General features: G+C 62.6%; 22 protein-coding genes and 1 other RNA gene. 15 read left to right on the plus strand and 8 right to left on the minus strand.

Annotated elements, in window-relative coordinates; genetic code table 11:
* Nucleotides 1–55 precede the first annotated feature (55 nt).
* On the minus strand, nucleotides 56–3442 hold the full coding sequence (locus K3179_RS08305) for a TonB-dependent receptor (protein WP_221563912.1): 3387 nt from the start codon (nucleotides 3440–3442) through the stop codon (nucleotides 56–58).
* Nucleotides 3443–3596: 154 nt separating this feature from the next.
* Here K3179_RS08305 and K3179_RS08310 point away from each other — a divergent pair, with 154 nt between their 5' ends.
* The 6 genes from K3179_RS08310 (at nucleotide 3597) to K3179_RS08335 (ending at nucleotide 9884) form a co-directional block, all read left to right on the plus strand.
* Nucleotides 3597–5099 carry a tryptophan halogenase family protein gene (locus K3179_RS08310; protein WP_221563914.1) on the plus strand — a complete coding sequence of 501 codons (1503 nt, stop codon included), beginning with the start codon at nucleotides 3597–3599 and terminating at the stop codon, nucleotides 5097–5099.
* A 41-nt stretch (nucleotides 5100–5140) separates the two neighbouring features.
* Complete coding sequence (locus tag K3179_RS08315; RefSeq protein ID WP_221563916.1) at nucleotides 5141–5731, plus strand: flavin reductase family protein; 591 nt, start codon at nucleotides 5141–5143, stop codon at nucleotides 5729–5731.
* Nucleotides 5732–5791: 60 nt separating this feature from the next.
* On the plus strand, nucleotides 5792–6769 hold the full coding sequence (locus K3179_RS08320) for an NAD(P)H-dependent flavin oxidoreductase (protein WP_221563918.1): 978 nt from the start codon (nucleotides 5792–5794) through the stop codon (nucleotides 6767–6769).
* 12 nt (nucleotides 6770–6781) lie between these two features.
* Nucleotides 6782–7924, plus strand: a complete 1143-nt coding sequence (locus K3179_RS08325) for an acyl-CoA dehydrogenase family protein (RefSeq protein WP_221563919.1) — start codon at nucleotides 6782–6784, stop codon at nucleotides 7922–7924.
* A 10-nt stretch (nucleotides 7925–7934) separates the two neighbouring features.
* The gene (locus K3179_RS08330; RefSeq protein ID WP_221563921.1) at nucleotides 7935–8672 is read left to right on the plus strand and encodes an SDR family NAD(P)-dependent oxidoreductase; all 738 of its coding nucleotides are present in this window, start codon (nucleotides 7935–7937) and stop codon (nucleotides 8670–8672) included.
* 186 nt (nucleotides 8673–8858) lie between these two features.
* Complete coding sequence (locus K3179_RS08335; RefSeq protein WP_221563923.1) at nucleotides 8859–9884, plus strand: aldo/keto reductase; 1026 nt, start codon at nucleotides 8859–8861, stop codon at nucleotides 9882–9884.
* A 93-nt stretch (nucleotides 9885–9977) separates the two neighbouring features.
* Here the strand turns inward: K3179_RS08335 and K3179_RS08340 are convergent, their stop codons facing one another.
* The 5 genes from K3179_RS08340 to K3179_RS08360 form a co-directional block, all read right to left on the minus strand.
* Nucleotides 9978–10541, minus strand: a complete 564-nt coding sequence (locus K3179_RS08340) for a fasciclin domain-containing protein (RefSeq protein WP_221563925.1) — start codon at nucleotides 10539–10541, stop codon at nucleotides 9978–9980.
* Nucleotides 10542–10629: 88 nt separating this feature from the next.
* Nucleotides 10630–11568 (minus strand): cation diffusion facilitator family transporter, encoded by a 939-nt coding sequence (locus tag K3179_RS08345; protein ID WP_221563927.1) that lies wholly within the window; start codon nucleotides 11566–11568, stop codon nucleotides 10630–10632.
* A gap of 96 nt (nucleotides 11569–11664) precedes the next feature.
* Complete coding sequence (mtgA, locus tag K3179_RS08350; protein ID WP_221563929.1) at nucleotides 11665–12333, minus strand: monofunctional biosynthetic peptidoglycan transglycosylase; 669 nt, start codon at nucleotides 12331–12333, stop codon at nucleotides 11665–11667.
* A 69-nt stretch (nucleotides 12334–12402) separates the two neighbouring features.
* On the minus strand, nucleotides 12403–13308 hold the full coding sequence (gene rpoH / locus K3179_RS08355) for an RNA polymerase sigma factor RpoH (RefSeq protein WP_177201865.1): 906 nt from the start codon (nucleotides 13306–13308) through the stop codon (nucleotides 12403–12405).
* Nucleotides 13309–13430: 122 nt separating this feature from the next.
* Complete coding sequence (locus K3179_RS08360; protein ID WP_221565461.1) at nucleotides 13431–14375, minus strand: RluA family pseudouridine synthase; 945 nt, start codon at nucleotides 14373–14375, stop codon at nucleotides 13431–13433.
* 17 nt (nucleotides 14376–14392) lie between these two features.
* On the opposite strand from K3179_RS08360, the gene K3179_RS08365 reads away from it, so the two are divergent.
* From K3179_RS08365 to rnpB, 4 genes are all read left to right on the plus strand, one after another.
* The gene (locus K3179_RS08365) at nucleotides 14393–14788 is read left to right on the plus strand and encodes a M67 family metallopeptidase (protein WP_221563931.1); all 396 of its coding nucleotides are present in this window, start codon (nucleotides 14393–14395) and stop codon (nucleotides 14786–14788) included.
* A gap of 37 nt (nucleotides 14789–14825) precedes the next feature.
* Nucleotides 14826–15485 carry a histidine phosphotransferase family protein gene (locus tag K3179_RS08370; protein ID WP_221563933.1) on the plus strand — a complete coding sequence of 220 codons (660 nt, stop codon included), beginning with the start codon at nucleotides 14826–14828 and terminating at the stop codon, nucleotides 15483–15485.
* A gap of 86 nt (nucleotides 15486–15571) precedes the next feature.
* Entirely contained in the window at nucleotides 15572–16207 is a 636-nt protein-coding gene (locus tag K3179_RS08375) for an N-acetylmuramoyl-L-alanine amidase (RefSeq protein ID WP_090481541.1), read from the plus strand.
* 42 nt (nucleotides 16208–16249) lie between these two features.
* Nucleotides 16250–16668, plus strand: an RNA gene (gene rnpB / locus K3179_RS08380) — RNase P RNA component class A.
* Between the two features lie 18 nt (nucleotides 16669–16686).
* Here rnpB and K3179_RS08385 read toward each other — a convergent pair.
* Nucleotides 16687–17478, minus strand: coding sequence for a metallophosphoesterase family protein (locus K3179_RS08385; protein WP_221563936.1), 792 nt, complete (start codon nucleotides 17476–17478; stop codon nucleotides 16687–16689).
* 269 nt (nucleotides 17479–17747) lie between these two features.
* On the opposite strand from K3179_RS08385, the gene K3179_RS08390 reads away from it, so the two are divergent.
* Nucleotides 17748–18497 (plus strand): TorF family putative porin, encoded by a 750-nt coding sequence (locus K3179_RS08390; RefSeq protein ID WP_221563945.1) that lies wholly within the window; start codon nucleotides 17748–17750, stop codon nucleotides 18495–18497.
* Between the two features lie 84 nt (nucleotides 18498–18581).
* The gene (locus K3179_RS08395; RefSeq protein ID WP_221563947.1) at nucleotides 18582–19019 is read left to right on the plus strand and encodes a VOC family protein; all 438 of its coding nucleotides are present in this window, start codon (nucleotides 18582–18584) and stop codon (nucleotides 19017–19019) included.
* A 10-nt stretch (nucleotides 19020–19029) separates the two neighbouring features.
* Here the strand turns inward: K3179_RS08395 and nhaA are convergent, their stop codons facing one another.
* Entirely contained in the window at nucleotides 19030–20259 is a 1230-nt protein-coding gene (nhaA, locus tag K3179_RS08400; RefSeq protein WP_221563949.1) for a Na+/H+ antiporter NhaA, read from the minus strand.
* A 45-nt stretch (nucleotides 20260–20304) separates the two neighbouring features.
* Between nhaA and K3179_RS08405 the strand changes: the two genes are divergently transcribed.
* The 3 genes from K3179_RS08405 to K3179_RS08415 are packed head-to-tail and all read left to right on the plus strand — an operon-like array spanning nucleotide 20305 to nucleotide 23802.
* Nucleotides 20305–21741 (plus strand): glycosyl transferase family protein, encoded by a 1437-nt coding sequence (locus K3179_RS08405; RefSeq protein WP_221563951.1) that lies wholly within the window; start codon nucleotides 20305–20307, stop codon nucleotides 21739–21741.
* The gene (locus tag K3179_RS08410; RefSeq protein ID WP_221563953.1) at nucleotides 21738–22850 is read left to right on the plus strand and encodes a hypothetical protein; all 1113 of its coding nucleotides are present in this window, start codon (nucleotides 21738–21740) and stop codon (nucleotides 22848–22850) included. Before K3179_RS08405 ends, K3179_RS08410 begins: the two co-directional genes overlap by 4 nt.
* A 46-nt stretch (nucleotides 22851–22896) precedes the next feature.
* The gene (locus tag K3179_RS08415) at nucleotides 22897–23802 is read left to right on the plus strand and encodes a sulfite exporter TauE/SafE family protein (protein WP_221563955.1); all 906 of its coding nucleotides are present in this window, start codon (nucleotides 22897–22899) and stop codon (nucleotides 23800–23802) included.
* The last annotated feature ends 13 nt before the right edge of the window (nucleotides 23803–23815 follow it).

Raw genomic sequence — 23815 nt, forward strand, 5'->3', positions numbered from 1 at the left:
GGCCCCGGTCTTGCAACCGGGGCCCGTCTTCATTTCCAGCCTTCTTCCCCGGAGCTTAGAAGTTGAACCGGGCGAGGAAGGTGTAACGGCGGTCGTTACGGAAGGCGTTGCTGATGAAGCGCGTGCCGTCGTAATCGACCACGGTCGAGAGCTTGGTAACCTCGTCGAGCAGGTTCACGCCCTGCACGCCAAGCTTCAGGTTCTCGTTGACCGTGTAGAAGATCGACGCGTCAAGCTGACCGCCAGCTTCCTGGAAGGTCGGCGAGAACGGGAAGAGATCGTCCCGCGGCGTGACCAGGAACTCGCTGCGCCAGTTGTAGGCTGCACGGGCCGAGAACGGACCCTTCTCGTAGAACACGACACCGTTGATGGTGTGCTCGGAGAAGCCGCGCAGCGGAAGCTGTGCCTGGAACGGTCCGACATTCTGCGGCGAGGCACCGTCGGCGACCGACGGGTTGCCGATGTCCGACAGGGTCGGGTTCGTGAAGTCGTTAGCGTCGATATAGGTGTAGGATGCCTGCACCCCGAAGCCGTCGAGCGGACCCGGCAGGAAGTCGAACTTGTGCTGGTAAGCCAGTTCGAAGCCCTTGAGCGTGCCGTCGTAATCGTTGGCGGGACCGCGAACGATTACGTCGGCAGTCGTGCCGCTATCCGCGGTATAGGTCTGCAGACCCGTACCCTGGTCGATCAGGCCGGTAATATCCTTGAGGAAGAAGGCCGCGGTGAGCGAGCCGACTTCGGCAAAGTACCATTCCGCCGAGATATCGTAGTTCCACGATTCCACCGGACGAACGCCGCGGTTACCCGTGGTGATCGAGAGCAGCGGACCGCTGTCGACACGGCCGCTGAAGCCGAACACGCCGCCTGCACTGAAGTTATTCAGGTCAGGCCGCACGATACCCTTCGAAACCGCGCCGCGCAGGACGAAGCCGGTTCCGGTGTCGAGCCTTATGTTGAAGCTCGGCAGCCAGTGATCGAATGTGATGTCGCGGTTGTCGCGGATGACCTCGCCGGTGAACAGCGAAGCGTATTCGGCCAGGCGCGCGCCTTCCAGATCGCAATAGAGGATCTGCGGACCGAACGCCGATCCGGTGTCCGGATCGACCGGAGCATCCGGCGGGAGGACCGGGCAGGAGCCCGAGATTTCGTCCGGCTGGACGACCCCGTCGCCATTGCCGCCGTTGGCCACTGCATCGAACTGTGCCGGATCGGGGAATGCGACCAGCGAGTCGGTCCGAACCAGCGTGTCCGCATAACGAAGGCCGATGTTACCGCCAATCGACCAACCGTTGTCGAAGTCCATGCCGTAATCGACACGGGCATAGGCAGCGGTGGTGGTTTCGGCGACGTCGGAAATTTCCGAGGGGCAGAACGGATCGCAATCGACGACCGTGCCGTCGAGCAGCGTGCGCTGGCGACCGTTGACGCCGAGATTGAAGCGTTCCGGCGTCTGCGAGAAGGTCGTAATTTCGTCCCACTGGCCGTCGATCACGCCGTCGAGGTAATCCTGCAGGAAGTCGTCGCCGCCGTAGAACCAGGCTTCGCCGCCCGGGATCGGGGTCGCGACTTCGCCGCGCTGGAAACCGTCCGCGAAGGGCGAACGCAGCTGCGAGTAGTTCGGGAATTCATCCGTGAACGCACCGCCGGCGATGGCGAATTCCTGGCCCGGAAGCCCGGTGTAGAAACGACCCGGAGTGAAGCCCGACCAGTCGGCCGTCCACGGCTGGGGACCGGTAAAGCAGCCCGGACCTTCGCCCCACGGCGCACAGCCGCCACGGCCGGCCCACGGTGCGGACAAATTGCCCCAGGTGCTGAAATTCGTGTTGCGCGTCGTACGGTCGCGAGCGGCCCAGCGTGCACCGAAGCGGGCTTTCTTGAAGAAGCCGTCTTCGCTGATGTCGTATTCGAAATCGCCGCGCAGGCTGAACATGTCGGCATCGTTGTCTTCACGGCTGTCGAGGCCGAACCAGTAATAGGTGTAGAAGCCCGAGCTGAAATAGTCTGCCGGTGCGCCGAGCGGAGCGATGAACTGGACGTTCGGGGTTTCGCCCGAGAGGTCGAGGTCGATGTCGGCCCAGGTGCTCATCGCGCCGAAGACGGAATCGCGGGTCAGGTCCGACTTGATGTACTGCGCTTCGAAGTTACCCCGGAAGCGATCCGAGAAGATCGTGTCGATGTCGAACGAGATGTCCTGGGTGACGCTCTTGGTGTCACGCAGGAAGCGCAGGCTGTCGAGCGGGATGCCGCCGAGGCCGAAGGGCGTTGCATAGGCATCGCCGACATTGTCGGTGAGGATGCCGCTGACGAACTTGCCGTCTGCGAACTGCCAGGTGCTGTCCGAACGCGGTTCGGGCGAGGATACGCCGTCGTCCATGCGGCCGATGAGCGCGAATTCCTCGGTCGAGAAAGTCGTTTCCGAACGCAGGTATTCCAGCGTCATCAAGAGGCCGCCGTCGACGGATTCGAACTGGGCGACGCCCGAGATCGCTTCGCGGTCACGGTCGAGGTCGGTGGTGCGAACACCGGCATACTGCGGCACGAGAACCGAGCCGGAGGGCGGGAATTCGCTCGGCTGGTAGTTCGGCTCGTCACCGAAGCCGCCGGAGTTGAGGTCGAATACGCGCTGGCATCCGCCGCTCAGGTCTGCCGGACGATAGCAGGGGTCGATCGCCTGCGAGGAGTCCGTGCGGCTCTTGAGCTTCGAGTTCGAGTAGCTCAGCTGGACGCCGAAGGTGCCCTGCGCGCTGTCAAACGTGTCGGATACGAGGAGGTTGTAGGTCGGCGACCACTTTTCGCGCAGGTCGCCGTAGTTTGCCTCGATCGAGCCGGCGATGTTGAGGCCGGGCTTGTCCAGCGGCTTGCGGGTCACGAGGTTGACGAGGCCCGAGATCTGGCCCTCGATCATGTCCGCGGTGACGTTCTTGAAGACTTCGACGCGGCCGACGAGTTCGGGAGAGACGTCTTCGAAGCTCAGGCTGCGACCGCCGGTGGCGGAGAAGATGTCACGGCCGTTCAGTTCGGAACGACCGAAATTGTCGGGCAGGCCGCGGATGATGACGCCGGTGCCTTCCACCGAGAAACGGGTCGGGTCCGAGGTCTTCTCAAAGCGGCCGATGTTGACGCCCGGGACACGCTGCAGCGCTTCGGCGACCGAACGGTCGGCCAGTGCGCCGATGTCTTCTGCGGTAATCACGTCGACGACGGTGTCGGCGCGTTCCTTGAAGTCCTGCGCACTGCTGAGCGATGCGGAAATACCCGTCACGATGATGACGTTTTCCTGGTCGAGCTCTTCCGGAGTGCCGCCGGCACTTTCTTCGGTGAGATCTTCATCGGCGTCCTGCGCGAACGCGGGCTGCGCGGCGACGAGCGCAAGGCTCGACGCGGTCGTCAGTGCGGCAATCCGGCGCCCGAACGTGGCGCCACCTGATTTGGTGCGAGACATGTATCCTCCCTGGTCCCAAGCGATATGTCAGGACGAATCCTGCATTCATTTTGTCATATATCGTTACTTGTGAGCGTTCACAACATGCAATATGAACGTTCACATCATCCGTGGCAGACTGGCAACAGCTGCCCTTTGGTGGCATGGGGTTTCAATGGCTATCGAACATATCGTCATCGTCGGTGGTGGTACGGCTGGCTGGATGGCTGCCGCCGCCCTTTCGCGCATCCGCGAGGGGCGCAACCTGAAGATCACGCTGATCGAATCGGAGCAGATCGGCACCGTCGGCGTGGGCGAGGCGACGATCCCGCCATTCGTCGAATTCAACCAGGCGCTGGAAATCGACGAACGCGAGATGCTTTCGGCGACGCAGGGTACTTTCAAGCTGGGGATCCAGTTCAGCAACTGGGGCCAGGTCGGCGAAAGCTACATCCACCCCTTCGGCAATTACGGTTACGATATCGGCGGGATCAATTTCCACCAGGTCTGGCATGCCATGCGCCAGCGGGGGGACAAGCGCCCGATCCAGGCCTTCAACCTCGAAACCATGGCCGCCTATTTCGGCCGGTTCTCGCGCACGCAGGATTACAATCGCGACGACCTGCCGCCGATGAACTATGCCTATCATATCGACGCCTCGCGCTATGCGGGCTTCCTGCGCCAGTACGCCGAGAAATACGGCGTCGTGCGCCAGGAAGGCCGGGTCGATGACGTCGCGCTCCATCCCGAAACCGGCTTCGTCACTTCCGTCACCCTTCAGAGCGGAGAGAAGATCGAAGGCGATTTCTTCGTCGACTGTTCGGGCTTTCGCGGCCTCCTGATCGAGCAGGCCCTGGAGACGGGGTACGAGGAATGGACGCATCTCCTGCCGTGCGATCGCGCAGTGGCACTGCCGTGCAATCGCGACGACGGGTCCCCGCCGCCTCCGTTCACCAAGGCGACCGCGCATTCGGCTGGGTGGCAGTGGCAGGTCCCCTTGCAGCACCGCAACGGCAACGGCCATGTCTATTGCAGCCAATTCATGTCCGACGACGAGGCGCACGATATCCTGGTCAGGAACCTCGCCGGAAAACCTACCGCGGAGCCCAACTTCCTGCGTTTCGTGACCGGGCGTCGCAAGAAGTTCTGGAACAAGAACGTGGTCGCGCTGGGCCTTGCTTCGGGCTTCATGGAGCCGCTGGAATCGACCTCGATCCACCTCATCAACACCGGCGTGAACAAGCTGATCGCCCTCCTTTCGCTCGACGGGGTGAACGAGGCCCAGATCAGCACCTACAACCGCCTCACCCGCAAGGAATACGAGCGGATCCGCGATTTCCTCGTACTGCATTACAACGCCACCCGCCGGACCGATTCCCCCTTCTGGGATTACGTGCGGACGATGGAAGTGCCGGAAACGCTCACCGAGAAGGTGGAGATCTTCAAGGCCAACGGGCAGGTCTTCCGCGAAGAGGACGAGCTGTTCACCACTACCAGCTGGGCGGCGGTCATGATGGGGCAGGGCATCGCGATGGAAGGCAACAGCCCGATGGCCGACAATGTCGCAACGCATATGGCGGGCGAGGTCGACGAAATGGAAAAATCCATCCGCTGGCTGGTCGAAAGAATGCCCGGACACGGCCAGTACCTTCAGAAATACAGCCCGGCTCCGGCGTAATCCTTGCCCTTGGCCACGACGCGGGTTAGCGCTCACCGGCAATGTTCGACCCGCAGGCTTTCCGCAGCGCTCTCGGCTCCTTCGTAACCGGCGTCACCATCGTGACGACGCGGGGCGAGGACGGGCGCCCCATCGGACTGACGGCGAACAGCTTCAATTCGGTCAGCCTCGATCCGCCGATGGTGCTGTGGAGCCTGTCGCTGCATTCCGGCAGCCTGCCGGTATTCCGCGAAGCGAAGAGCTGGGCGGTGCATGTGCTCGCCGCAGACCAGCAACCGATGTCCGACCGCTTCGCCCGGCCGGGGCAGGACAAGTTCGACGGGCTGGACGCGGCAGACGGGCCGGAAGGCGCCCCGCTCATCGAAGGCTATGCCGCGCGCTTCGGATGCCGGGCCAGGTTCGAATACGAAGGCGGAGACCATGCCATCTTCCTTGGCGAAGTGGTCGATTTCGAACGCCGCGATGCGGAACCGCTGATCTATCATTCGGGCAGCTACGGGCGCGTGATGCGCTCGCCCACCGGCGAAGACCTCGAGCATGAAGGCCTGGCCGAGAAAACTTCCGGCGGCCTTGCCCTTACGGAACGCGGGCGCGAATTGATGGAAGCGCTCCAGCGCCTGTCGAAGCGCTAGACTCGGCTCCCTTGCCCCGATACCGGTTGCGAAAAGCAACCAGCAGGAGAGGCAGCCATCATGAAAACGCGCATCACCGAAATGTTCGGCATCGAGCATCCGATCATCCAGGGCGGCATGCATTACGTCGGCTTTGCGGAAATGGCGGCGGCGGTTTCCAATGCGGGCGGCCTCGGCATCATCACCGCGCTGACGCAGGGCACGCCCGAAAAGCTGGCTAACGAGATCGCGCGCTGCAAGGACATGACCGACAAGCCGATCGGCGTGAACCTGACCTTCCTGCCGACGGTCAATGCGCCCGATTATCCCGGCCTCGTGCGCACGATCATCGAAGGCGGCGTGAAGATCGTGGAGACGGCCGGCAACAACCCGGCACAGGTCCTGCCCTTCTTCAAGGATGCAGGCGTCAAGGTGATCCACAAATGCACCAGCGTGCGCCACAGCCTCAAAGCCCAGTCGATCGGCTGTGACGCGGTCAGCGTCGACGGCTTCGAATGCGGCGGCCACCCGGGCGAAGACGATGTCCCGAACATGATCCTGCTCCCGCGTGCGGCGGACGAGCTGGAAATCCCCTTCGTCGCCAGCGGCGGCCAGGCCGATGCGCGCAGCCTCGTCGCCAGCCTCGCGATGGGCGCGGACGGCATCAACATGGGCACGCGCTTCATCGCCACCAAGGAAGCGCCGGTGCACGAGAACGTGAAGAAGGCTATCGTCGCGGCGAGCGAGCTCGACACCCGCCTCGTCATGCGCCCGCTGCGCAATACCGAGCGCGTGATGACCAACGACGCGGTCGAGGAATTGCTCGAGATCGAGAAGCAGAAGGGCGACGATCTCAAGTTCGAGGACATCATCGAACAGGTCGCGGGCGTCTATCCGCGGATCATGACCGAAGGCGACATGGATGCAGGCGCATGGTCGTGCGGCATGGTGGCAGGGCTCATCAACGACATCCCGACCTGCAAGGAACTGATCGACGGCATCATGGCCGATGCGGACAAGATCATCCGTCAGCGCCTCGCCGGTTTCGTCGACGCCTAGGAGCCTCTCGCCATGCTCGATACCGCCAAACGCTTCGCCTATAACGAGGACCACGAGGCTTTCCGCGACACGGTTCGCAGGGTCTTTGCCGAGCACATGACCCCCTTCCTCGACAAGCACGAGGAAGAGGGCATCGTGGGGCGCGAAGCATGGAAGGCCCTGGGCGAGGCAGGAATGCTGTGCCCAACGGTGGCCGAAGAGAACGGCGGCCTTGGCCTCGACTTCGGCTTCAACTGCGTGATTGCCGAGGAATTAAGCTACCTCGGCTCGTCCGCGGGCTTCACGCTGCAGAACGACATTACCGTCAATTACTTCGAACGGCTCGGCACGGACGAGCAGAAGAAGAAGTACCTGCCCGGCATGGTCTCGGGCGACATCATCACCGCCATCGCCATGACCGAGCCGGGTGCAGGCAGCGATTTGCAAGGCGTGCGCACCACCGCGGTCCTCGACGGCGACGAATGGGTCATCAACGGGTCGAAGACCTACATCACCAACGGCCAGAATGCCGATGTCGTGATCGTGGTCGCCAAGACCGATCCTTCGCAAGGCGCCAAAGGCACCTCACTGATCCTGGTGGATGCCGATACTCCCGGTTTCGAACGCGGGCGCAATCTCGACAAGATCGGCCAGCACGCTGCCGATACCTCGGAACTGTTCTTCCAGGACTGCCGTGTGCCAAGGGACAATCTGCTCGGCGGCGAAGGGCGCGGCTTCATCCACCTGATGGAGGAATTGCCGCAGGAACGCCTTTCCATCGCGGTCGGCGCGCAGGCCGGTGCCCAGCGCGCCTTCGACGAAGCGGTGGCTTTCACCAAGGACCGCAAGGCGTTCGGCAAGACGGTATTCGAATTCCAGAACACGAAATTCGTGCTCGCAGATCTCGCTGCCAAGCTGCAGGTCGGCTGGGCCCATCTCGACTGGGCGATACTGCGCCATCTCGAAGGGAAGCTGACCACGGACGAAGCCAGCGCGGCGAAGCTGTGGCACACGGACCTGCAATGGGAATGCTGCGACAAGGCACTGCAACTGCATGGCGGCGCCGGCTACATGAACGAATATCCCATTGCCCGCCTGTGGCGCGATGCCCGCGTCCAGCGCATTTACGGCGGCACGAACGAAATCATGAAGGAAGTCGTCAGCCGCGCGATCTGAGGAGAATAGCATGACCGACCCGCTGGATTTTTCAGGCAAGAGCGTCCTCGTGATCGGGGGGACGAGCGGGATTGGCAACGGTATCGCGCACGGCTTTCGCGATCACGGCGCGGACGTCCATGTGACTGGCACCCGCGCCAAGGCAGACGATTATGCAGAGGCTGACGGCAGCGTGATGGAAGGGCTGACCTTCCATTCGCTCGACGTCAGCGACCGCGCTGCGGTCGATGCCTTCGAATGGCCGGAGCGGCTCGACGTGGTAGTACTGTGCCAGGGCATCGCCCGCTACAATCGCGAGGAATTCACCCGCGAAGGCTGGGACGCCGTGATGGCGGTCAATCTCGATTCCCTGCTCGACTGCGCCAATGCGGTGCGCATGAAGCTGGCCGATACGGGCGGCTCGCTCCTCATCGTCAGCTCCATCGGAGGCTATCGCGGACTGATCGGCAATCCGGCTTACGGAGCCAGCAAGGCGGCTGCGATCAGCATGGTCAAATCGCTGGGCGTGGCGTTCGCTGCAGAGGGTATCCGCGTGAACGGCATTGCTCCGGGCTATGTCCATACCAAGATCAACGATGCTTTCCTCGGCAACGAGAAGTTCCGCGACGCCACTATCAAAAGCACGCCGCGGGGCCGCCTGGGCCTGCCGCAGGACATGGCGGGGGTGGCCCTGTTCCTTTCCTCGCCGCTTGCCGATTACGTCGTCGGCCAGACGATCAGCGTCGATGGCGGATTGTCGCTGGCCTGACCGCGCCGACGCTTCGCCTTTCCTACTCGGGGGGTAGATGGCAGTCCTGATGAGTGGGGATGGACGAAAGGGTTCATCGAGGTGTCAACTGGTCGAAGTGTTGAAAATGCGTTTTAAAACAGGGATTAAAGGCCGATTTGCAAAGGCGACACAGTGTCGCCTTCGTCACCCGGCGAGGATGTGAACATGGAATACGTCAATCTCGGCCGCTCCGGCCTCAAGGTCTCCCGCCTGTGCCTTGGCTGCATGAGCTATGGCGACACCAGCAGGGGCTGGCACGGCGACTGGGTGTTGTCCGAAAAGGAGAGCCGCCCCTTCATCCGCGAGGCGGTGGAGGCGGGGATCAACTTCTTCGACACGGCCAACATGTATTCGATGGGCGCGTCCGAAGAGGTGGTCGGCAGGCTGCTGCCCGAATTTGCCAAGCGTGACGAGATCGTCGTGGCGACCAAGGCCTTCCTGCCATGGCGGCAGGCACCGAATGCCGGCGGGCTTTCGCGCAAGAGCCTGATGCAGGCGATCGACGACAGCCTCGACCGGTTGGGAATGGATTATGTCGATCTCTACCAGATCCATCGCTGGGACGAGACGACGCCGATCGAGGAAACGATGGAGGCGCTGCACGACATCGTGAAAGCGGGCAAGGCGCGTTACATCGGCGCATCCTCCATGGCGGCATGGCAATTCGCCAAGGCGCAGGAGGTGGCGCGCGCGAACGGCTGGACGCCGTTCATTTCGATGCAGAACCACGTGAACCTGCTTTACCGCGAAGAAGAGCGCGAGATGATCCCGCTATGCCGGGACCAGGGCGTCGGGATCATTCCGTGGTCGCCGCTGGCACGCGGAAAGCTGGCAAGGGCGTGGGACGAAAGCACCGTGCGTAGCGAGACCGATGGTTTCGGCAAGATGCTCTACACGCAGAACGTCGATGCCGATCGCGCGATTGTAGAGGCGGTCGGCAAGATCGCCGAGGCGCGGGGCGTGTCGCGGGCGACCGTGGCGCTCGCATGGCATTTCGCAGTCGACGGGATCACAGCGCCGATTATCGGGGCGACCAAGGATGGTCACATCGCAGCGGCAGTCGCAGCGATGTCGCTCGACCTGACGCAGGAAGAGGTAGAAAGCCTCGAAAATCCCTACTCGCCGAAAACGCCGGTCGGTGTCGCCTCGACCGCTCCGCAGAACTGGTCACTGACGCTCAGGGGCAAATAAAAGTCCCGCCCGGCGCTTTGCGGAACCGGGCGGGACAGTCGGCACTGGGCGCGAAGGGGATGCAACGCTCTCGGCAGTGCCGGGAGCTTTGCCTTAACCGGGCAGGAAGACGCTATCCGTGACGTGGATGACACCGTTGGTGGTCTTCACGTCGGCCTGGATGACTTCGGCTTCGCGGCCCGCGGCATCCGTGACAACGATTGCGCTGCCATCGAAGCTGGCAGTCAGCGTTTCGCCGGCCAGCGTCTCGAATTCATAGCTTCCGCCAGCCTGGCGGATGGCCTGCGACAGGCGTGCTGCCGGGATGCGGCCAGCCACCACGTGATAGGTCAGGACGGTGGTGAGCGTGTCGCGGTTTTCGGGAAGCAGCAGGCTTTCGACCGTGCCGTCCGGCAGTTCGCCGAATGCATCGTCGGTGGGCGCGAAGACGGTGTAGGGCCCGGGCGACGACAGCGTCTCGACGAGACCGGCAGTGTCGACCGCGGTGACCAGCGTCTCATGGATGCCGGTGCTCATAGCGGCTTCTACGATGTTGGGCTGGGATTTCTTCGCGCCGTGATTGTGGGCGAGGGCCGGCGCGCCGGCGGCAAGGGCGAGACCGCCCATCGCGAGGACCGAAGCAGCAGCAGCGGCTTTGACTTTCTTAGTAATAGGCATGGAAACTCTCCGAATTTTCTGCCCGTCCAGTGACACAAGCACCCGGCAGGACTGACGTTCCGGAGAAACGGCTAAATTCTGCGGTTTTCTAGGCGCAGAAATTCGATCTCTGTGACCGTGTTTTCTCGATCTGGATAGTGGCGTGGTGAATCCGGTGGTGATGTTCCAGTTCGTCCGCGACTTCTGAGAGGAACTCATCGCCTGGATGGCCAGCCGGCATTACAAGGTGCGCCGTCAGTGCTGTCTCGGTGGTCGACATCGGCCAGATATGGAGGTCGTGGACAGCCTCAACCCCGTCGAGCGAGGCGAGGTAGGTACGTACGGACTTTTCGGAGATGTTTTTGGGCACCGCCAGCAGGCTCATCGCAACGCTGTCCTTAAGGAGACCCCAGGTACCCCAGGCGATGACCGCGACGATGAGCAGGCTGACCGCAGGATCGATCCACAGCGCTCCGGTGAGAAGGATTGCGATCCCGGCAAGGACCACGCCCAGGCTCACCAGCGCATCGGCTGCCATGTGCAAGAACGCGCCGCGAATGTTGAGGTCGTGCTCCCGCCCGCGCAGGAAGAGGAGAGCAGTGCCGGTGTTGATGGCAATGCCGATACCCGCGACAATGACCATGGTCATGCCCTGGACCGGCTGGGGATTGGAAATGCGGTGCGCCGTCTCGAACGCAATCGCGCCGATCGCGACCAGCAGCAGTGCGGCATTTGCAAGGGCTGCCAGGATGGTCGAGCTCTTGTAACCATAAGTGAACCGCTCGTTCGGAGGGCGCTTTGCGGCAACGCTCGCACCCCAGGCCAGTAGCAGGGCCAGCACGTCGGAGAGGTTGTGCCCGGCATCCGCGATCAGGGCCATCGAGCCGGAGATCCATCCGTATACCGCCTCGACTATGACGAAGCCGGTGTTGAGGACGATGCCGATCAGGAATGCGCGGCCGAAATCCTTAGGCGCGTGGGAATGCCCGTGCCCCGAATGGTCGTGGTCGTGTCCGCTTGCGTGATCGTGGCTGTGGCCGATGCCCAAGTGCCGGTGCCTTCCTTCCGTTGCTTCCCGCCTTCAGACCATCACCGGCCTCGAAAGGCAAACAATACAGCGAGATATCCTGTCAGGAGAAGGGGTCTATTCGTAGATACAGCTGTCGAGCCCGTCCCGCGCCACCACACCAATGCGCGCCGAGATCGTGTTCCCGTGCCTGCGCAGCCAGCCGCCGGGATTTGTCACGGAGCGCTCCTGCGGCAGCGGAAGGGCTGCGGCCATGCGTGCTGCCTCGAGCGGCGTGAGGCTCGCCGCCGACTTCTGGAAATAGCGCTGCGCCCCGGCTTCTGCGCCATAGGTGCCGATGCCCGTCTCCGCGACATTAAGGTAGACTTCCATGATCCGCCGCTTGTCCCAGATATTCTCGATCAGGACGGTGAACCAGGCTTCCAGCCCTTTGCGGAAATAGCCGCCGCCCTGCCACAGGAAGACGTTTTTCGCGGTCTGCTGGCTGATCGTCGATCCGCCGCGAATCCGGCCACCCTTGGCGTTCTGTTCGATGGCATTTTCGATAGCCTCGCGGTCGAAGCCGTCATGCGTACAGAACTTGCCGTCCTCCGCCGCGATGACGGCCCTCACAAGGTTCCGGTCGATATTCGACAGCGGCTCCCAATCCTTGGTAATCCCGTCGCCGTTCATCACCATGGTCGCCGTCACCGGAACGGGCACGAACTTGAACGTCAGCACCAGCAGCAGGCTGAGGGCGACGAAGCCGAGCAGGAACTTGAACAGGAAGCGGACGAGAAAACGCATGGATTGCCCTTGGATAAAAAAACGGCGCGAGGAAAGCCCCGCGCCGTTTCGATGTCGTTTGTTCCCGCTTTAAGCAGCGCCCGGCAGAAGCCTCTCGCCGGCAATGGCCTTCATCGCCTTCTGCAGCTTTTCGAAAGCGCGCACCTCGATCTGGCGGATGCGTTCGCGGCTGACCGAGTAGACCTGGCTCAATTCCTCGAGCGTCTGCGGATTGTCCGTCAGACGACGCTCGGTGAGAATGTGCTTTTCGCGATCGTTGAGGCTGTCCATCGCTTCCACGAGCATTTCGTGGCGGACTTCCTTTTCTTCCGCGTCGGCGACCGTCTCGTCCTGGAGCGGACGATCATCGGTAAGCCAGTCGAGCCATTCGCCCGAGCCTTCTTCACCGTTGCGCATGGAGACGTTGAGCGAACCGTCGCCGCCCATCATCATCCGGCGGTTCATGTTGATCACTTCCTGCTCGGGCACGCCGAGATCGGTCGCGATCTTGTTCACATCGTCGGGATGAAGATCCGTATCCTCATAAGCGTCGAGGTTCTTCTTCATGCGGCGCAGGTTGAAGAACAGCTTCTTCTGCGCGGCGGTGGTACCCATTTTCACGAGCGACCAGCTGCGCAGGATATATTCCTGGATGCTCGCCTTGATCCACCACATCGCATAGGTCGCGAGGCGGAAGCCACGGTCGGCTTCGAACTTCTTGACGCCCTGCATGAGGCCGACGTTACCTTCGGAAATGAGATCGGAAACCGGCAGGCCGTAGCCACGGTAACCCATCGCGATTTTCGAGACGAGTCGCAGGTGCGAGGTCACGAGCTGCGCCGCCGCGTCGGGATCGTCGTGTTCCTCGTAGCGCTTCGCGAGCATGTATTCCTGCTCTTGCGTAAGCACCGGGAACTTCTTGATTTCGGAAAGATAGCGGTTGAGGCTCTGCTCCCCGCCGAGCGCCGGGACGCTCAAAGATTTGGTGTTGCTCACGTATTCCTGACCTTTCTAGCGTCGACCTCGTTTGCCAGACCCCTGATGGGCATCCGGTCTATCGGGCCACTGGGTTACTTATACCGCAATCCGCGGAAAAATGCATCTGTCTTTCGTCGATTTCAACGTGCGGTTTCGTCGATAAGTTCCCGCATATCGGCAGGCAATTCGGCGCAGAAATCCAGGGTTTCACCGCTGATAGGATGCCTGAATCCCAGGCGTGCCGCATGGAGGGCCTGGCGTTCGAAATGCAGCTCGTCGAGCAAGCCTCGCAGGGGCTTTGGAGTGCGACCGTAGACAGGGTCTCCTAATAGCGCGTGACCGATTGATGCACAGTGAACGCGGACCTGGTGTGTGCGCCCTGTCTCGAGCCTGCATTCGATCAGCGCGCAGTGGGTGAGCAGGCGCTGCGTCTCGTAATGCGTGACCGCGTGTTTCCCGCGCGGAGAGGTGTCGGGCAGCACAGCCATCTTCTTGCGGTCACGGTCGGAGCGGCCAATTCGGCCCGATACGGTACCCGAGGGAGGGTTGGGGTGGCCTGCGCATATCGCGAGGTAGCGGCGGGTGATAGAGTGATCGGCGAATTGCGCGGCAAGCCCTTCGTGGGCGGCATTCGACTTGGCGACGACTAGCAGTCCGCTCGTATCCTTGTCGATCCGGTGGACGATACCCGGCCGCTCGACACCATTGATTCCCGATAGCCTGCCCCTGCAATGATGGAGCAGCGCGTTGACCAGCGTCCCGTCCTGGTTTCCCGCGGCGGGATGGACGACCATTCCGGCGGGCTTGTCGACGACCAGCAGGTCGTCATCCTCGTAGACGACCACCAGCGGAATATCCTGCGCGGGCGTGTCGAGCGGCGTCGGGGCGGGCAGGGCGATGCGCCAGTTCTCCTCGCCCTGTACCTTGGCGGACGCCGATTTCGCCACGGTCTTGCCGATCGTCACCGCGCCTTCGGCGATAAGCGCCTTGATCCTCTCGCGCGACAGGCCGGACGCTTCGGCCAGCGACTTGTCGAGCCTTCCGGGCGAGGTCAGCACTCCAGTAAGGATTTCCGGCGAAGACATGCTATCGGCCATGGGCGATGACGCTCGAACTCTCAAGCCGCCTTGTCGAGGCCATGCTATCCGAGGCCGCCGGGGCGCACCCGCGCGAATGCTGCGGGTTGCTGTTGGGCGAGGGCAGAACGATCGTCGACATCCGCCCCGCGGCTAACGTCCATCCGAATCCCGAAAAGCATTTTGAGATCGACCCGCAACACCTAATCGACGCGCACCGCGATGCCCGTGGTGGCGGCCCGCAAGTGATGGGGTATTATCACTCCCACCCCAATGGCCGCGAAGGTCCTTCACCCGAAGACGCGGCCATGGCTGCAGGCGACGGGGCGGTATGGGGGATAATCGCGCTGGATCGAGTCACCTTCTGGCGGGCAGGGGATGGCGGCTTCACAGCGCTTCCCTATGTGGTTCGCGAACGCTAGAAGACCGCAACCGATTTCCACTCCCGACGGGGCTTTAATGACCGACAGCAATCCCACCGATCTTGCGGCAATGCTTTGCTCGCGCCTTTGCCACGACATGTTGAGCCCGGTGGGGGCCCTCAGCAACGGGCTCGAATTGCTGGCGATGGAAACCGATCCGGAAATGCGCAAGAGCGTGATGGAACTGCTCGAACAGAGCGCGACGATTTCCACCAATAAGCTCAAGTTCTTCCGCCTCGCATTCGGTGCGGCAGGCGGCTTCGGCGACCGCGTCGATGTGGCGGAACCGCGCTCGCTTATCGAGGCGCTGGCGGGCGATAACGACAAGATCCGGATCAACTGGGCGATCGAGACCGCCAATCTTTCCAAGCCTTCCGTGAAAGTCCTGCTCAACTTCGCCCAGATCGCGATCGATGCGCTGGTGCGCGGCGGCACGCTGGATGTCGGCGCGGAAGTCCGCGACGGCAATTGCGAGATCGTGGTCCGCGCCACCGGACCCAAGATCGCCTTCGACGAAACCATCGGAAAGGCGATCGAAGGCAGCCTGCCTTCTTCCGAACTGTCGAGCCGCACTGCCGCAGCGCACATGATTGCACTGCTCGCCGAGGAATCGGGCGGCGGTCTGCAATATGCGCGTACCGACGAGGCCTTGGTGCTTGGTGCTGTCCTGCCGGAACCGGAAGGGCTGATCGGTTGAGCGGCAAGGGCGGCTCGACCGGAGACGAACTCGTCCATCGCGAGCGTCTCTCGCCCAATTTCGACGAGCGCACCCTGCCGGTCTCGATGGTGGTCATCCACTATACCGAGATGACCGGCCCCGATGTCGCGCTGGAGCGTATGTGCGATCCGGAAGCCAAGGTTTCCGCGCATTACCTCATTTCCGAAGCGGGCGAGGTGACCCGTCTCGTCCCTGAAGAAAAGCGCGCGTGGCACGCAGGCCTGTCATACTGGCGCGGCCACAAGGACGTGAATTCCGCCAGCATCGGCATCGAACTGGATCATCCCGGCCATTTGCACGGATACAGGGATTTCAGCGAAGCGCAGTTCGAAGCCCTCGTCCCGCTGGTCGCGCGGATGGTGAAAGAGCACAACATTCCCCGCGCCAATGTGGTCGGCCATTCCGACGTGGCTCCGGCGCGCAAGATCGATCCGGGCGAGCTCTTCCCGTGGGAAAGGCTGGCCGAATATGGACTGTGCCTGCCCACGCCCAAGATCGAACTGGGCGACCCGTTCGACAACGACGGCGCGTTCTATCTCGCGCTCGAACGGTTCGGTTACGACATCACCGATGGGCACAAGGCGGTCGAAGCCTTCCAGCGTCGCTGGCGTCCGCGCAAGATCGACGGAGAGATCGACGGCGAAGTGCGTGCGATCCTCTTCCAGCTCCTGCTCGACCGCGACCGGGGCGTGACGCGCTAAGACGCTTCCCCTTCGAGCCGTCCCGCCTTATATAGCCGCTTGCCAGGGGGCCGGGCAGCCGCGGGTGCTTGCATCCGAGGAAAGTCCGGGCTCCACGAAACGAGGGTGGCGGGTAACGCCCGCCGCGGGCAACCGTAGGGAAAGTGCCGCAGAGAGTAGACCGCCGATGGCTTCTTCGGAAGATCAGGCAAGGCTGAAAGGGTGCGGTAAGAGCGCACCGGGGTTCTGGTAACAGCGCCCGCATGGCAAACCCCACCCGGAGCAAGGCCGAATAGGGGTGGCGCGCTCTCGCAAGAGGGCCGGGGTGTTTCGCCCCGAGTGTAACAGCTGCGACCGCCCGGGTTGGCTGCTTGAGCCGCGGAGCGATCCGCGGCCCAGACGAATGGCTGCCGCCGCGGATACGGTCCGGTTTCGGATACCGTCTGCGGAGACAGAACCCGGCTTACAGGCCCCCTGGCAATTTAATCGAGTAACGCGTGTTACGAGGTGGTGATACTGCCGTCTTCGGCCTGCGCGGCCTGGATCGTGCGCCTGCTATCGCCCTCCAGCACCAGTGCCGTCAGGCGCCCGGTGCGAAAAGCACCGGTGTCGATCCCCACTCGGTTGCCGTTGTCCTCGACATCCTCGAAGATGGTGTGGCCGTGAACCACGACATGGCTCAGCGGTTCTTCGTGGGACAGGAAGCGGTCGCGGATCCACAGCAGGTCCTTGCGCTTCTGGTCGTCCACAGCGCGCTTGGGATTGATCCCGGCATGGGCGAGGACATAATCGCCGACCACGATGATCTCTTCGAAGCTTTCGAGGAATTCGCGGTCCTTGACAGGCACGGCTTTTTGCATCGCCTTCTGCACCTCCTCGAGCTGCATGCGATTGTATTCTTTCTTCTTCACCCCGTAGCTGAGCACCGTCTCGCGCCCACCATGGCGCAGGAAGTGGCGCAGCGTTTCCTTGTCGGTGAAGCTGTCGAGGAACATTTCCTCGTGGTTGCCCGCAAGATAGCGGACCTTGCGCTTCTTGCCCCACTTGCGGGCGAGCTTGATGACGCCTGCACTGTCGGGGCCGCGATCGACCAGGTCGCCAAGGAAGACGACCGTTGTGTCTGCCGCACCAGCATTCGCGTCGTCTTCCTCGATGGCAACCTGCAAGGCTTCGAGCAGGTCGAGCCTGCCGTGAATGTCACCGATCACATACCAGCGCTCGCCATCGGGCACGCGCGCGATGCGGCGGGCCTTTTCGGATTTGCGGAAGATATTGCGTAGGGACTGGATCATGATTTCTCGGGAGGGGCACTGTCGGCAGTGCGCATCTAGTGCACAGCCGATATAGCGGCAAGCGCTGAGCGCCAGCTTAACGCCTTCGCAGTTGCACAATAGCCACGCTTGATGTTGCGATAGCTAAAACTAGCCCAAGTAATCTTGCGCCGAATCAAGCGTTGCTGCACGATCATTGCGATTTCGACCGAGGAGCCCTTTCTAAAAACCGGGACCCGGCGAGTACGCAGGTGGGACGAAGCACCAAACCGAACCCAAGGAGTTCGAATATGCTCACGTCCTTTCGCGGCCGACTGGCCGTTTCGCTCGCCGCTCTTGCATGCGGCCTTTCTTCCCCCGCTCTTGCGCAGGACGAAACCGATGCCGACGGCGTAACCGTTTCGGCAAATGTGTCGCTGGTGACGGATTACCGTTTCCGCGGCGTATCGTTGTCCGGCGGCGATCCGGCTATCCAGGGCGGGCTCGATATCGCGCATGATAGCGGCTTTTATGCCGGCGTCTGGGCGTCATCGATCGATGGTGGCCCGTCCTACGGCGAAATGGAATTCGATATTTACGGCGGGTGGTCAGGCCAGCTCAGCGAAGGCGTAAGCGTCGATGTCGGCCTGCTCTATTATCTCTACCCGTCCGAAGAACTCGGCCTCGATACCGATTACTGGGAGCCCTATGCTTCTATCGGCTTCAACCTCGGTCCGGCAGAAGCAACCGTCGGCGCAGCCTATGCCTGGGAACAGGATTCGCTCGGCGGGGACGACAACCTTTACATCTATACCGACCTCAGCACCGGTCTGCCCGGCACGCCGCTGACCGTGACCGGCCATCTCGGCTACACCGACGGCGTTCTTGCGCCGCCGCTGCTCGCTGGGGATACGGACGAAACCGGTATCGATTGGTCGATCGGTGCCAGCTATGCGGCGGGCCCGCTCGAAGTCGGCATTTCCTATGTCGGCGTCGAAGGACCTTCGATCGACGGCTTTACCGACGATGCGATTGTGGGAACCGTGACCGCCAGTTTCTAGAACTCGCTGGCGGGAAACGGCACGGGGCGTATTCGAAAGAATGCGCCCCTTTTCCTTGCTCGGGACATCACCTATCTGGCGCCCATGACACAGTATCTGCATTCAATGATCCGCGTCAGCGATCCTGACGCCACCGTCGCTTTTTTCGGCCTGATCGGCCTGAAGGAAGTCCGCCGCAAGGAAAGCGAGACGGGACGGTTTACCCTCATCTTCCTCGCAGCACCCGGAGAAGAAGGCATCGCCGAGGTCGAATTGACCTATAACTGGCCCCCCGAGGACGGCAGCGATCCGGAAGAATATGACGGTGGCCGCAATTTCGGCCACCTCGCCTACCGCGTCGACGATATCTACGAGACCTGCCAGCGGCTGGTCGATGCGGGGTACACGATCAACCGTCCTCCGCGCGACGGGCACATGGCCTTCGTCCGCACGCCCGACGGTATCTCCATCGAGCTGCTGCAGGACGGTTACCTCGATCCCGCCGAACCCTGGGTCAGCATGCCAAATACCGGCAGCTGGTGAGCCTCCTGGCTCAGAGGTCTTCCTTATCGAGATATGGCGACTTCTCGTCGTCGGGATGGTCGGTGGTCATCCGCAGGATGGTGTAGCCGACCACCGCCGACACGAAGGAGCCCATCAGGATGCCGATCTTGGCTTCCTCGATCAGTAGCGCGTTTCCGGCGAAGGCAAGGCCGGAGATGAACAGCGACATCGTGAAGCCGATCCCGCAGAGGATCGAGACGCCCCAGATTTCGGTCCAGCTGGCGCCATCCGGTCGCGGCGCGAAGCCGAGGCGATCGGCGGCATAGATGGCCGACAGGATGCCGACCTGCTTGCCGAAGAAGAGGCCTGCGGCAATCGCCAGCGGCAGCGGTGCGATAATGCCTTCCATGCCGAGATTGCCGATTTCGACACCCGCATTTGCAAAACCGAAAACCGGCACGATGAGATAGGCGCTCCACGGCGCGAGACCGTGCTCGAGATGTTCGAGCATGGTGTCGTCGTCCTTGCCGCGCATCGGGATCGTCAGCGCCGCCACGACCCCGGCGATGGTGGCGTGGACGCCCGAATTCAGCACCAGGAACCACAGCACGACCGCCATCAGGATAAACGGCGTATAAGCCGAAACGCGCGCACGGTTCATCGCCAGCATGATACCAACGACGACTGCCGCGGCTAGCAGCCACATGACCTTGAGATTGGCGGTATAGAACAGCGCGATGACCAGCACCGCACCGATGTCGTCGACGATTGCGACCGTCAGCAGGAAGAGGCGCAGGGAGGCGGGCACCCGGCTGCCCAGCAGGCCCAGCACGCCCATGGCGAAGGCGATGTCGGTAGCTGCCGGAATTGCCCAGCCGCGCGTCAGTTCACCGGCGCCTTCTGCGTTGACAAAGAACAGGTAGACCAGAGCCGGGAAAACCATCCCTGCCGCGGCGGCCAGGACCGGCATCTTGCGCTGGTCATTGTCGGACAGCTGGCCTTCGATCCACTCGCGCTTCACCTCAAGGCCGACGACGAAGAAGAAGATCGCCATAAGCCCGTCGTTGATCCACAGGTGCAGCGTGTTCAGTTTGAACACGTCGGCACTGAACAATTCGCCATGGAACAGGTGGTGGTAATCTTCGGCCAGCGCAGAGTTCGCCGCCAGCATTGCGGCTATGGCGACCAGGATCAGCAGGATGCCCGCTGATGCATCGCTGACGAACAGCGCGCGGACAGGAGCAAATACGAGGCGGATCGGTGAAGGGCGGTTACTCATAGCGCCTGCTCTCTTTCGCAAAGCATCGTGCGTTGCAAGGGGCGAATGTGCAGGTTAGGAACGCGACAGGGGGATAAAGGGTTGCCGGTCGCACAATTTACGTCTGCCGAATGGCTTGCGTTGCTTCAGCACGAGCTGCTGCTGCTTGCCGCGGTATTCTTCACAATCGGACTGATCGACGAACTCGCGATCGACCTCACCTATGGCTGGCTGAGGCTTACGGGAAGAGCGAAACCGGTGGAGGTGGGGAGCAGCGGATATGCTCGCCAGGACCTTTCCGGAATGGCTGCCGTGTTCATTCCCGCATGGGAAGAAGATGCCGTGATCGGGCCGACCCTAGCCCATGCGCTCGCAGCCTGGCCGCAGGACGATGTGCGCATATATGTCGGTTGTTATCGCAACGACCCGGCGACGATCGCCTCCGTGGCGGTCGCAGCGCGTCAGGACAATCGGATCCGCGTCGTGATCGTCGGTGACGACGGGCCGACCAGCAAGGCGCACTGCCTCAACCGTCTCTATCAGGCGCTATGCGATGACGAGGCGCGGCTGCGGACCAAGGCGCATATGGTCGTGCTCCACGATGCGGAGGATATGGTCGATCCTGTCGCGCTTGTCCTGCTCGACAGGGCGATCTGGCAGGACGACTTCGTGCAATTGCCGGTCATGGCGCTGCCGCAATCCGATTCACCCTGGATCGCGGGCCATTATTCGGACGAATTCGCGGAATCTCATGCCAAAGCCATGGTCGTACGAGATGCTCTCGGCGTTTCTGTGCCGGGGGCAGGCGTCGGTTCGGCGATCAGACGCTCGATGCTCGCTCGCCTGGCGCAGAGACATGAAGGCGGACCCTTCGCGGCCGCATCGCTGACGGAAGACTACGAGCTGGGCCAGCGGATCGGAGCGCTCGGCGGCACGGGCCGTTTCCTGCGTGCACGGACCGCCCACGGCAGGCTGGTGGCGACACGGGCGTTTTTCCCGTCCGACCTGTCTGCGGCCGTCCGGCAGAAAACCCGCTGGACCCACGGAATTGCTCTACAGGGATGGGACCGGCTCGGCTGGCGCGGCTCGTTGATGGAACGCTGGATGACCCTGCGCGACAGGCGCGGGCCGATGGCAGCGCTGGTTCTCGCCGTCGCCTACTTGCTGGTGCTGGTGTCCGTGATCTCGCAGGTTTCCGCGGCCGCCGGACTGATCGCACCCATCGAACCGTCACCGCTACTGCAGGCATTGCTCGTCTTTACAATGTTGGGCCTGTTCTGGCGATTGGCCATGCGGGCGCTTTTCACCGGACGCGAGTACGGGTTGAAGCAGGGACTGCTCGCGATACCGCGGGTCGTCGTCTCCAACGTGATCGCCATCATGAGCGGACGCCGCGCGCTCGTGGCATATTGGCGCAGCCTGCGCGGGGCGCCGATCGTGTGGGACAAGACCCAGCATCACGACCATCCCTCTCTCGCGGCTCCATCGGCAGCCTACGCATGAGTCATTCTGCCACGACAAGGCGCGGACAGCCGCTGGTTTTCCTGCTCGTCCTCCTTGGCGGCTGGATGACGTTGAGGCTGGCGATGTGGGAGAACCCGTGGCCTCAGGAAATACTGCGTACCATCGGCCAGCCGGCGCAGGATCGACCGGGTGCGCTCTATGACCGCGCGATCGCAGAGGCCCAGAAGCCGTCAGCCCTGATCGACGCTCCACCTGTGGCGATGCCAGTCTCACTGACCGCTCCGCCACCGTCGATACTGCCGGCAAGCGGCGATCGCCCGTCGGGTTTCGCCCCCGGCAGGTCGATGACCGGGCATAACCTCGTGTGGATGGCCGCCATGTCCCGCTTGCCGATGCCGACCAGCGTCGCCGAGGCCCTCGACCGGAGTTCGAGAGTGGAGCGCGCGGCAGTGCCGCTGCCACAATCCGTCCGCGAGGATCGCAAGCCTTGGCGGTTCGATGGATGGGTTCTGCTGCGCGGCGCCGGAAAGACGGCATTTTCAGGCGGCGAACGGCCAGCGAGCTACGGGGGCAGCCAGCTTGGAGGCGTGCTTGCCTATCATCTCGATGGTGCGTCCGGTCACGATCCGGCGCTTTACCTGAGGGCCAGCGCAGCCTTGCGCGAGCCGCTTGAAACCGAGGCGGCTTTTGGTCTGCGTGCCCGACCCGTTGGTGATTTACCGGTCACTTTCCACGCAGAGGCGCGTCTTTCAGAGCGTCGGGGACGAGCGGAGGTGCGCCCGGCTGTCTTCGCAACCGTGGGCTTCGAGCGCAAAAGCCTTCCCCTTGGGATCGGCATGCGCGGCTACGCGCAGGCAGGCTATGTCGCCGGACGCGATGCAAGCGCCTTTGTCGACGGGCTGGCCGTTGCAGAGCGCGAAGTGGCACGCTTCGACCTTGCGGCGGTGAATGCCGATGTTCGTGCAGGCGCCGGCATATGGGGCGGAGCACAGAAGGGCGCGAGCCGTCTCGATGTCGGCCCTTCGACGAGCATGGATCTGCGCGTTGGCGAGGTATCCGCGCGCGTTTCGCTCGATTACCGGATCCGTGTCGCCGGCGATGCCGAACCTGAAAACGGACCGGCTTTTACCCTTTCGACGGGCTTTTGACACGGTTCAGCTTTAATAGAGCGAGGTGCTGCGATAGGGCAGCGCAATGGATGTCTACCTCCCCATTGCAAACCTGTCCGTCGACGGACTGGTAATCGTCGCGCTCGGGGCGCTGACGGGCATCCTGTCCGGCCTGTTCGGCGTGGGCGGCGGCTTTCTGACCACGCCGCTGCTGATCTTTTACGGCATCCCCCCGACTGTGGCTGCAGCCTCTGCTTCGACCCAGGTCACCGGCGCCAGCGTCTCCGGCGTGATCGCCCATTCCAAGCGTCGCGGCGTCGATTATCGCATGGGCGCCGTCATGATCGGCGGCGGCGTGATCGGGTCCGGCTTCGGAGCGCTGCTGTTCAATTTCTTCCGCTCGATTGGCCAGATCGACGTGGTGATTAATGCGCTCTACGTCGTTCTCCTGGGTTCGATCGGCTTGCTGATGGCGAAGGAGGCGATCCAGACATTGCGCGGGACCGGCGGGTCGCAGGCCGCGCGGCGGCGCCACCACCCGCTTGTCGCCAGCCTTCCGTTCCGCTGGAGGTTTTACGGGTCAGGCCTTTATATTTCTCCGCTAGCGCCGTTAATCGTGGGTATCGTGGTCGGCATACTGACCATGCTGATGGGCGTAGGCGGCGGGTTCATCCTCGTACCCGCCATGCTTTATATCCTGGGCATGAGCGCGAATGTCGTTGTCGGCACCAGCCTGTTCAACATCCTTTTTGTTACCATCGCGACCACCATCATGCACTCGGTCACGACGCGAGCGGTCGACATCGTTCTGGTCGCGCTGCTGCTGCTGGGTTCGGTCTCGGGCGCGCAGATCGGCTCGCAATTCGCAGTGAAGGCCAAGCCGGAGGCGCTGCGTCTCGTCCTCGCCGCCATCGTGCTGCTGGTGGCCTTCCGCATGTTCCTCGGCCTGTTTTACCGGCCCGATGAAATCTACACGGTCTACCCGCTGTGAGGGCGGCATTGCT

The sequence above is a fragment of the Qipengyuania intermedia genome (assembly GCF_019711615.1).
In the GTDB taxonomy this organism is placed as follows: domain Bacteria; phylum Pseudomonadota; class Alphaproteobacteria; order Sphingomonadales; family Sphingomonadaceae; genus Qipengyuania; species Qipengyuania intermedia.

Excerpts from the sequence above, each read along its gene's own strand:
- K3179_RS08305 (WP_221563912.1), bottom strand. The coding sequence starts at position 3,442 with ATGTCTCGCACCAAATCAGGTGGCGCCACGTTCGGGCGCCGGATTGCC.
- K3179_RS08310 (WP_221563914.1), top strand. The coding sequence starts at position 3,597 with ATGGCTATCGAACATATCGTCATCGTCGGTGGTGGTACGGCTGGCTGG.
- K3179_RS08315 (WP_221563916.1), top strand. The coding sequence starts at position 5,141 with ATGTTCGACCCGCAGGCTTTCCGCAGCGCTCTCGGCTCCTTCGTAACC.
- K3179_RS08320 (WP_221563918.1), top strand. The coding sequence starts at position 5,792 with ATGAAAACGCGCATCACCGAAATGTTCGGCATCGAGCATCCGATCATC.
- K3179_RS08325 (WP_221563919.1), top strand. The coding sequence starts at position 6,782 with ATGCTCGATACCGCCAAACGCTTCGCCTATAACGAGGACCACGAGGCT.
- K3179_RS08330 (WP_221563921.1), top strand. The coding sequence starts at position 7,935 with ATGACCGACCCGCTGGATTTTTCAGGCAAGAGCGTCCTCGTGATCGGG.
- K3179_RS08335 (WP_221563923.1), top strand. The coding sequence starts at position 8,859 with ATGGAATACGTCAATCTCGGCCGCTCCGGCCTCAAGGTCTCCCGCCTG.
- K3179_RS08340 (WP_221563925.1), bottom strand. The coding sequence starts at position 10,541 with ATGCCTATTACTAAGAAAGTCAAAGCCGCTGCTGCTGCTTCGGTCCTC.
- mtgA (WP_221563929.1), bottom strand. The coding sequence starts at position 12,333 with ATGCGTTTTCTCGTCCGCTTCCTGTTCAAGTTCCTGCTCGGCTTCGTC.
- K3179_RS08360 (WP_221565461.1), bottom strand. The coding sequence starts at position 14,375 with ATGTCTTCGCCGGAAATCCTTACTGGAGTGCTGACCTCGCCCGGAAGG.
- K3179_RS08365 (WP_221563931.1), top strand. The coding sequence starts at position 14,393 with ATGACGCTCGAACTCTCAAGCCGCCTTGTCGAGGCCATGCTATCCGAG.
- K3179_RS08370 (WP_221563933.1), top strand. The coding sequence starts at position 14,826 with ATGACCGACAGCAATCCCACCGATCTTGCGGCAATGCTTTGCTCGCGC.
- K3179_RS08375 (WP_090481541.1), top strand. The coding sequence starts at position 15,572 with ATGGTGGTCATCCACTATACCGAGATGACCGGCCCCGATGTCGCGCTG.
- K3179_RS08385 (WP_221563936.1), bottom strand. The coding sequence starts at position 17,478 with ATGATCCAGTCCCTACGCAATATCTTCCGCAAATCCGAAAAGGCCCGC.
- K3179_RS08390 (WP_221563945.1), top strand. The coding sequence starts at position 17,748 with ATGCTCACGTCCTTTCGCGGCCGACTGGCCGTTTCGCTCGCCGCTCTT.
- K3179_RS08395 (WP_221563947.1), top strand. The coding sequence starts at position 18,582 with ATGACACAGTATCTGCATTCAATGATCCGCGTCAGCGATCCTGACGCC.
- nhaA (WP_221563949.1), bottom strand. The coding sequence starts at position 20,259 with ATGAGTAACCGCCCTTCACCGATCCGCCTCGTATTTGCTCCTGTCCGC.
- K3179_RS08405 (WP_221563951.1), top strand. The coding sequence starts at position 20,305 with ATGTGCAGGTTAGGAACGCGACAGGGGGATAAAGGGTTGCCGGTCGCA.
- K3179_RS08410 (WP_221563953.1), top strand. The coding sequence starts at position 21,738 with ATGAGTCATTCTGCCACGACAAGGCGCGGACAGCCGCTGGTTTTCCTG.
- K3179_RS08415 (WP_221563955.1), top strand. The coding sequence starts at position 22,897 with ATGGATGTCTACCTCCCCATTGCAAACCTGTCCGTCGACGGACTGGTA.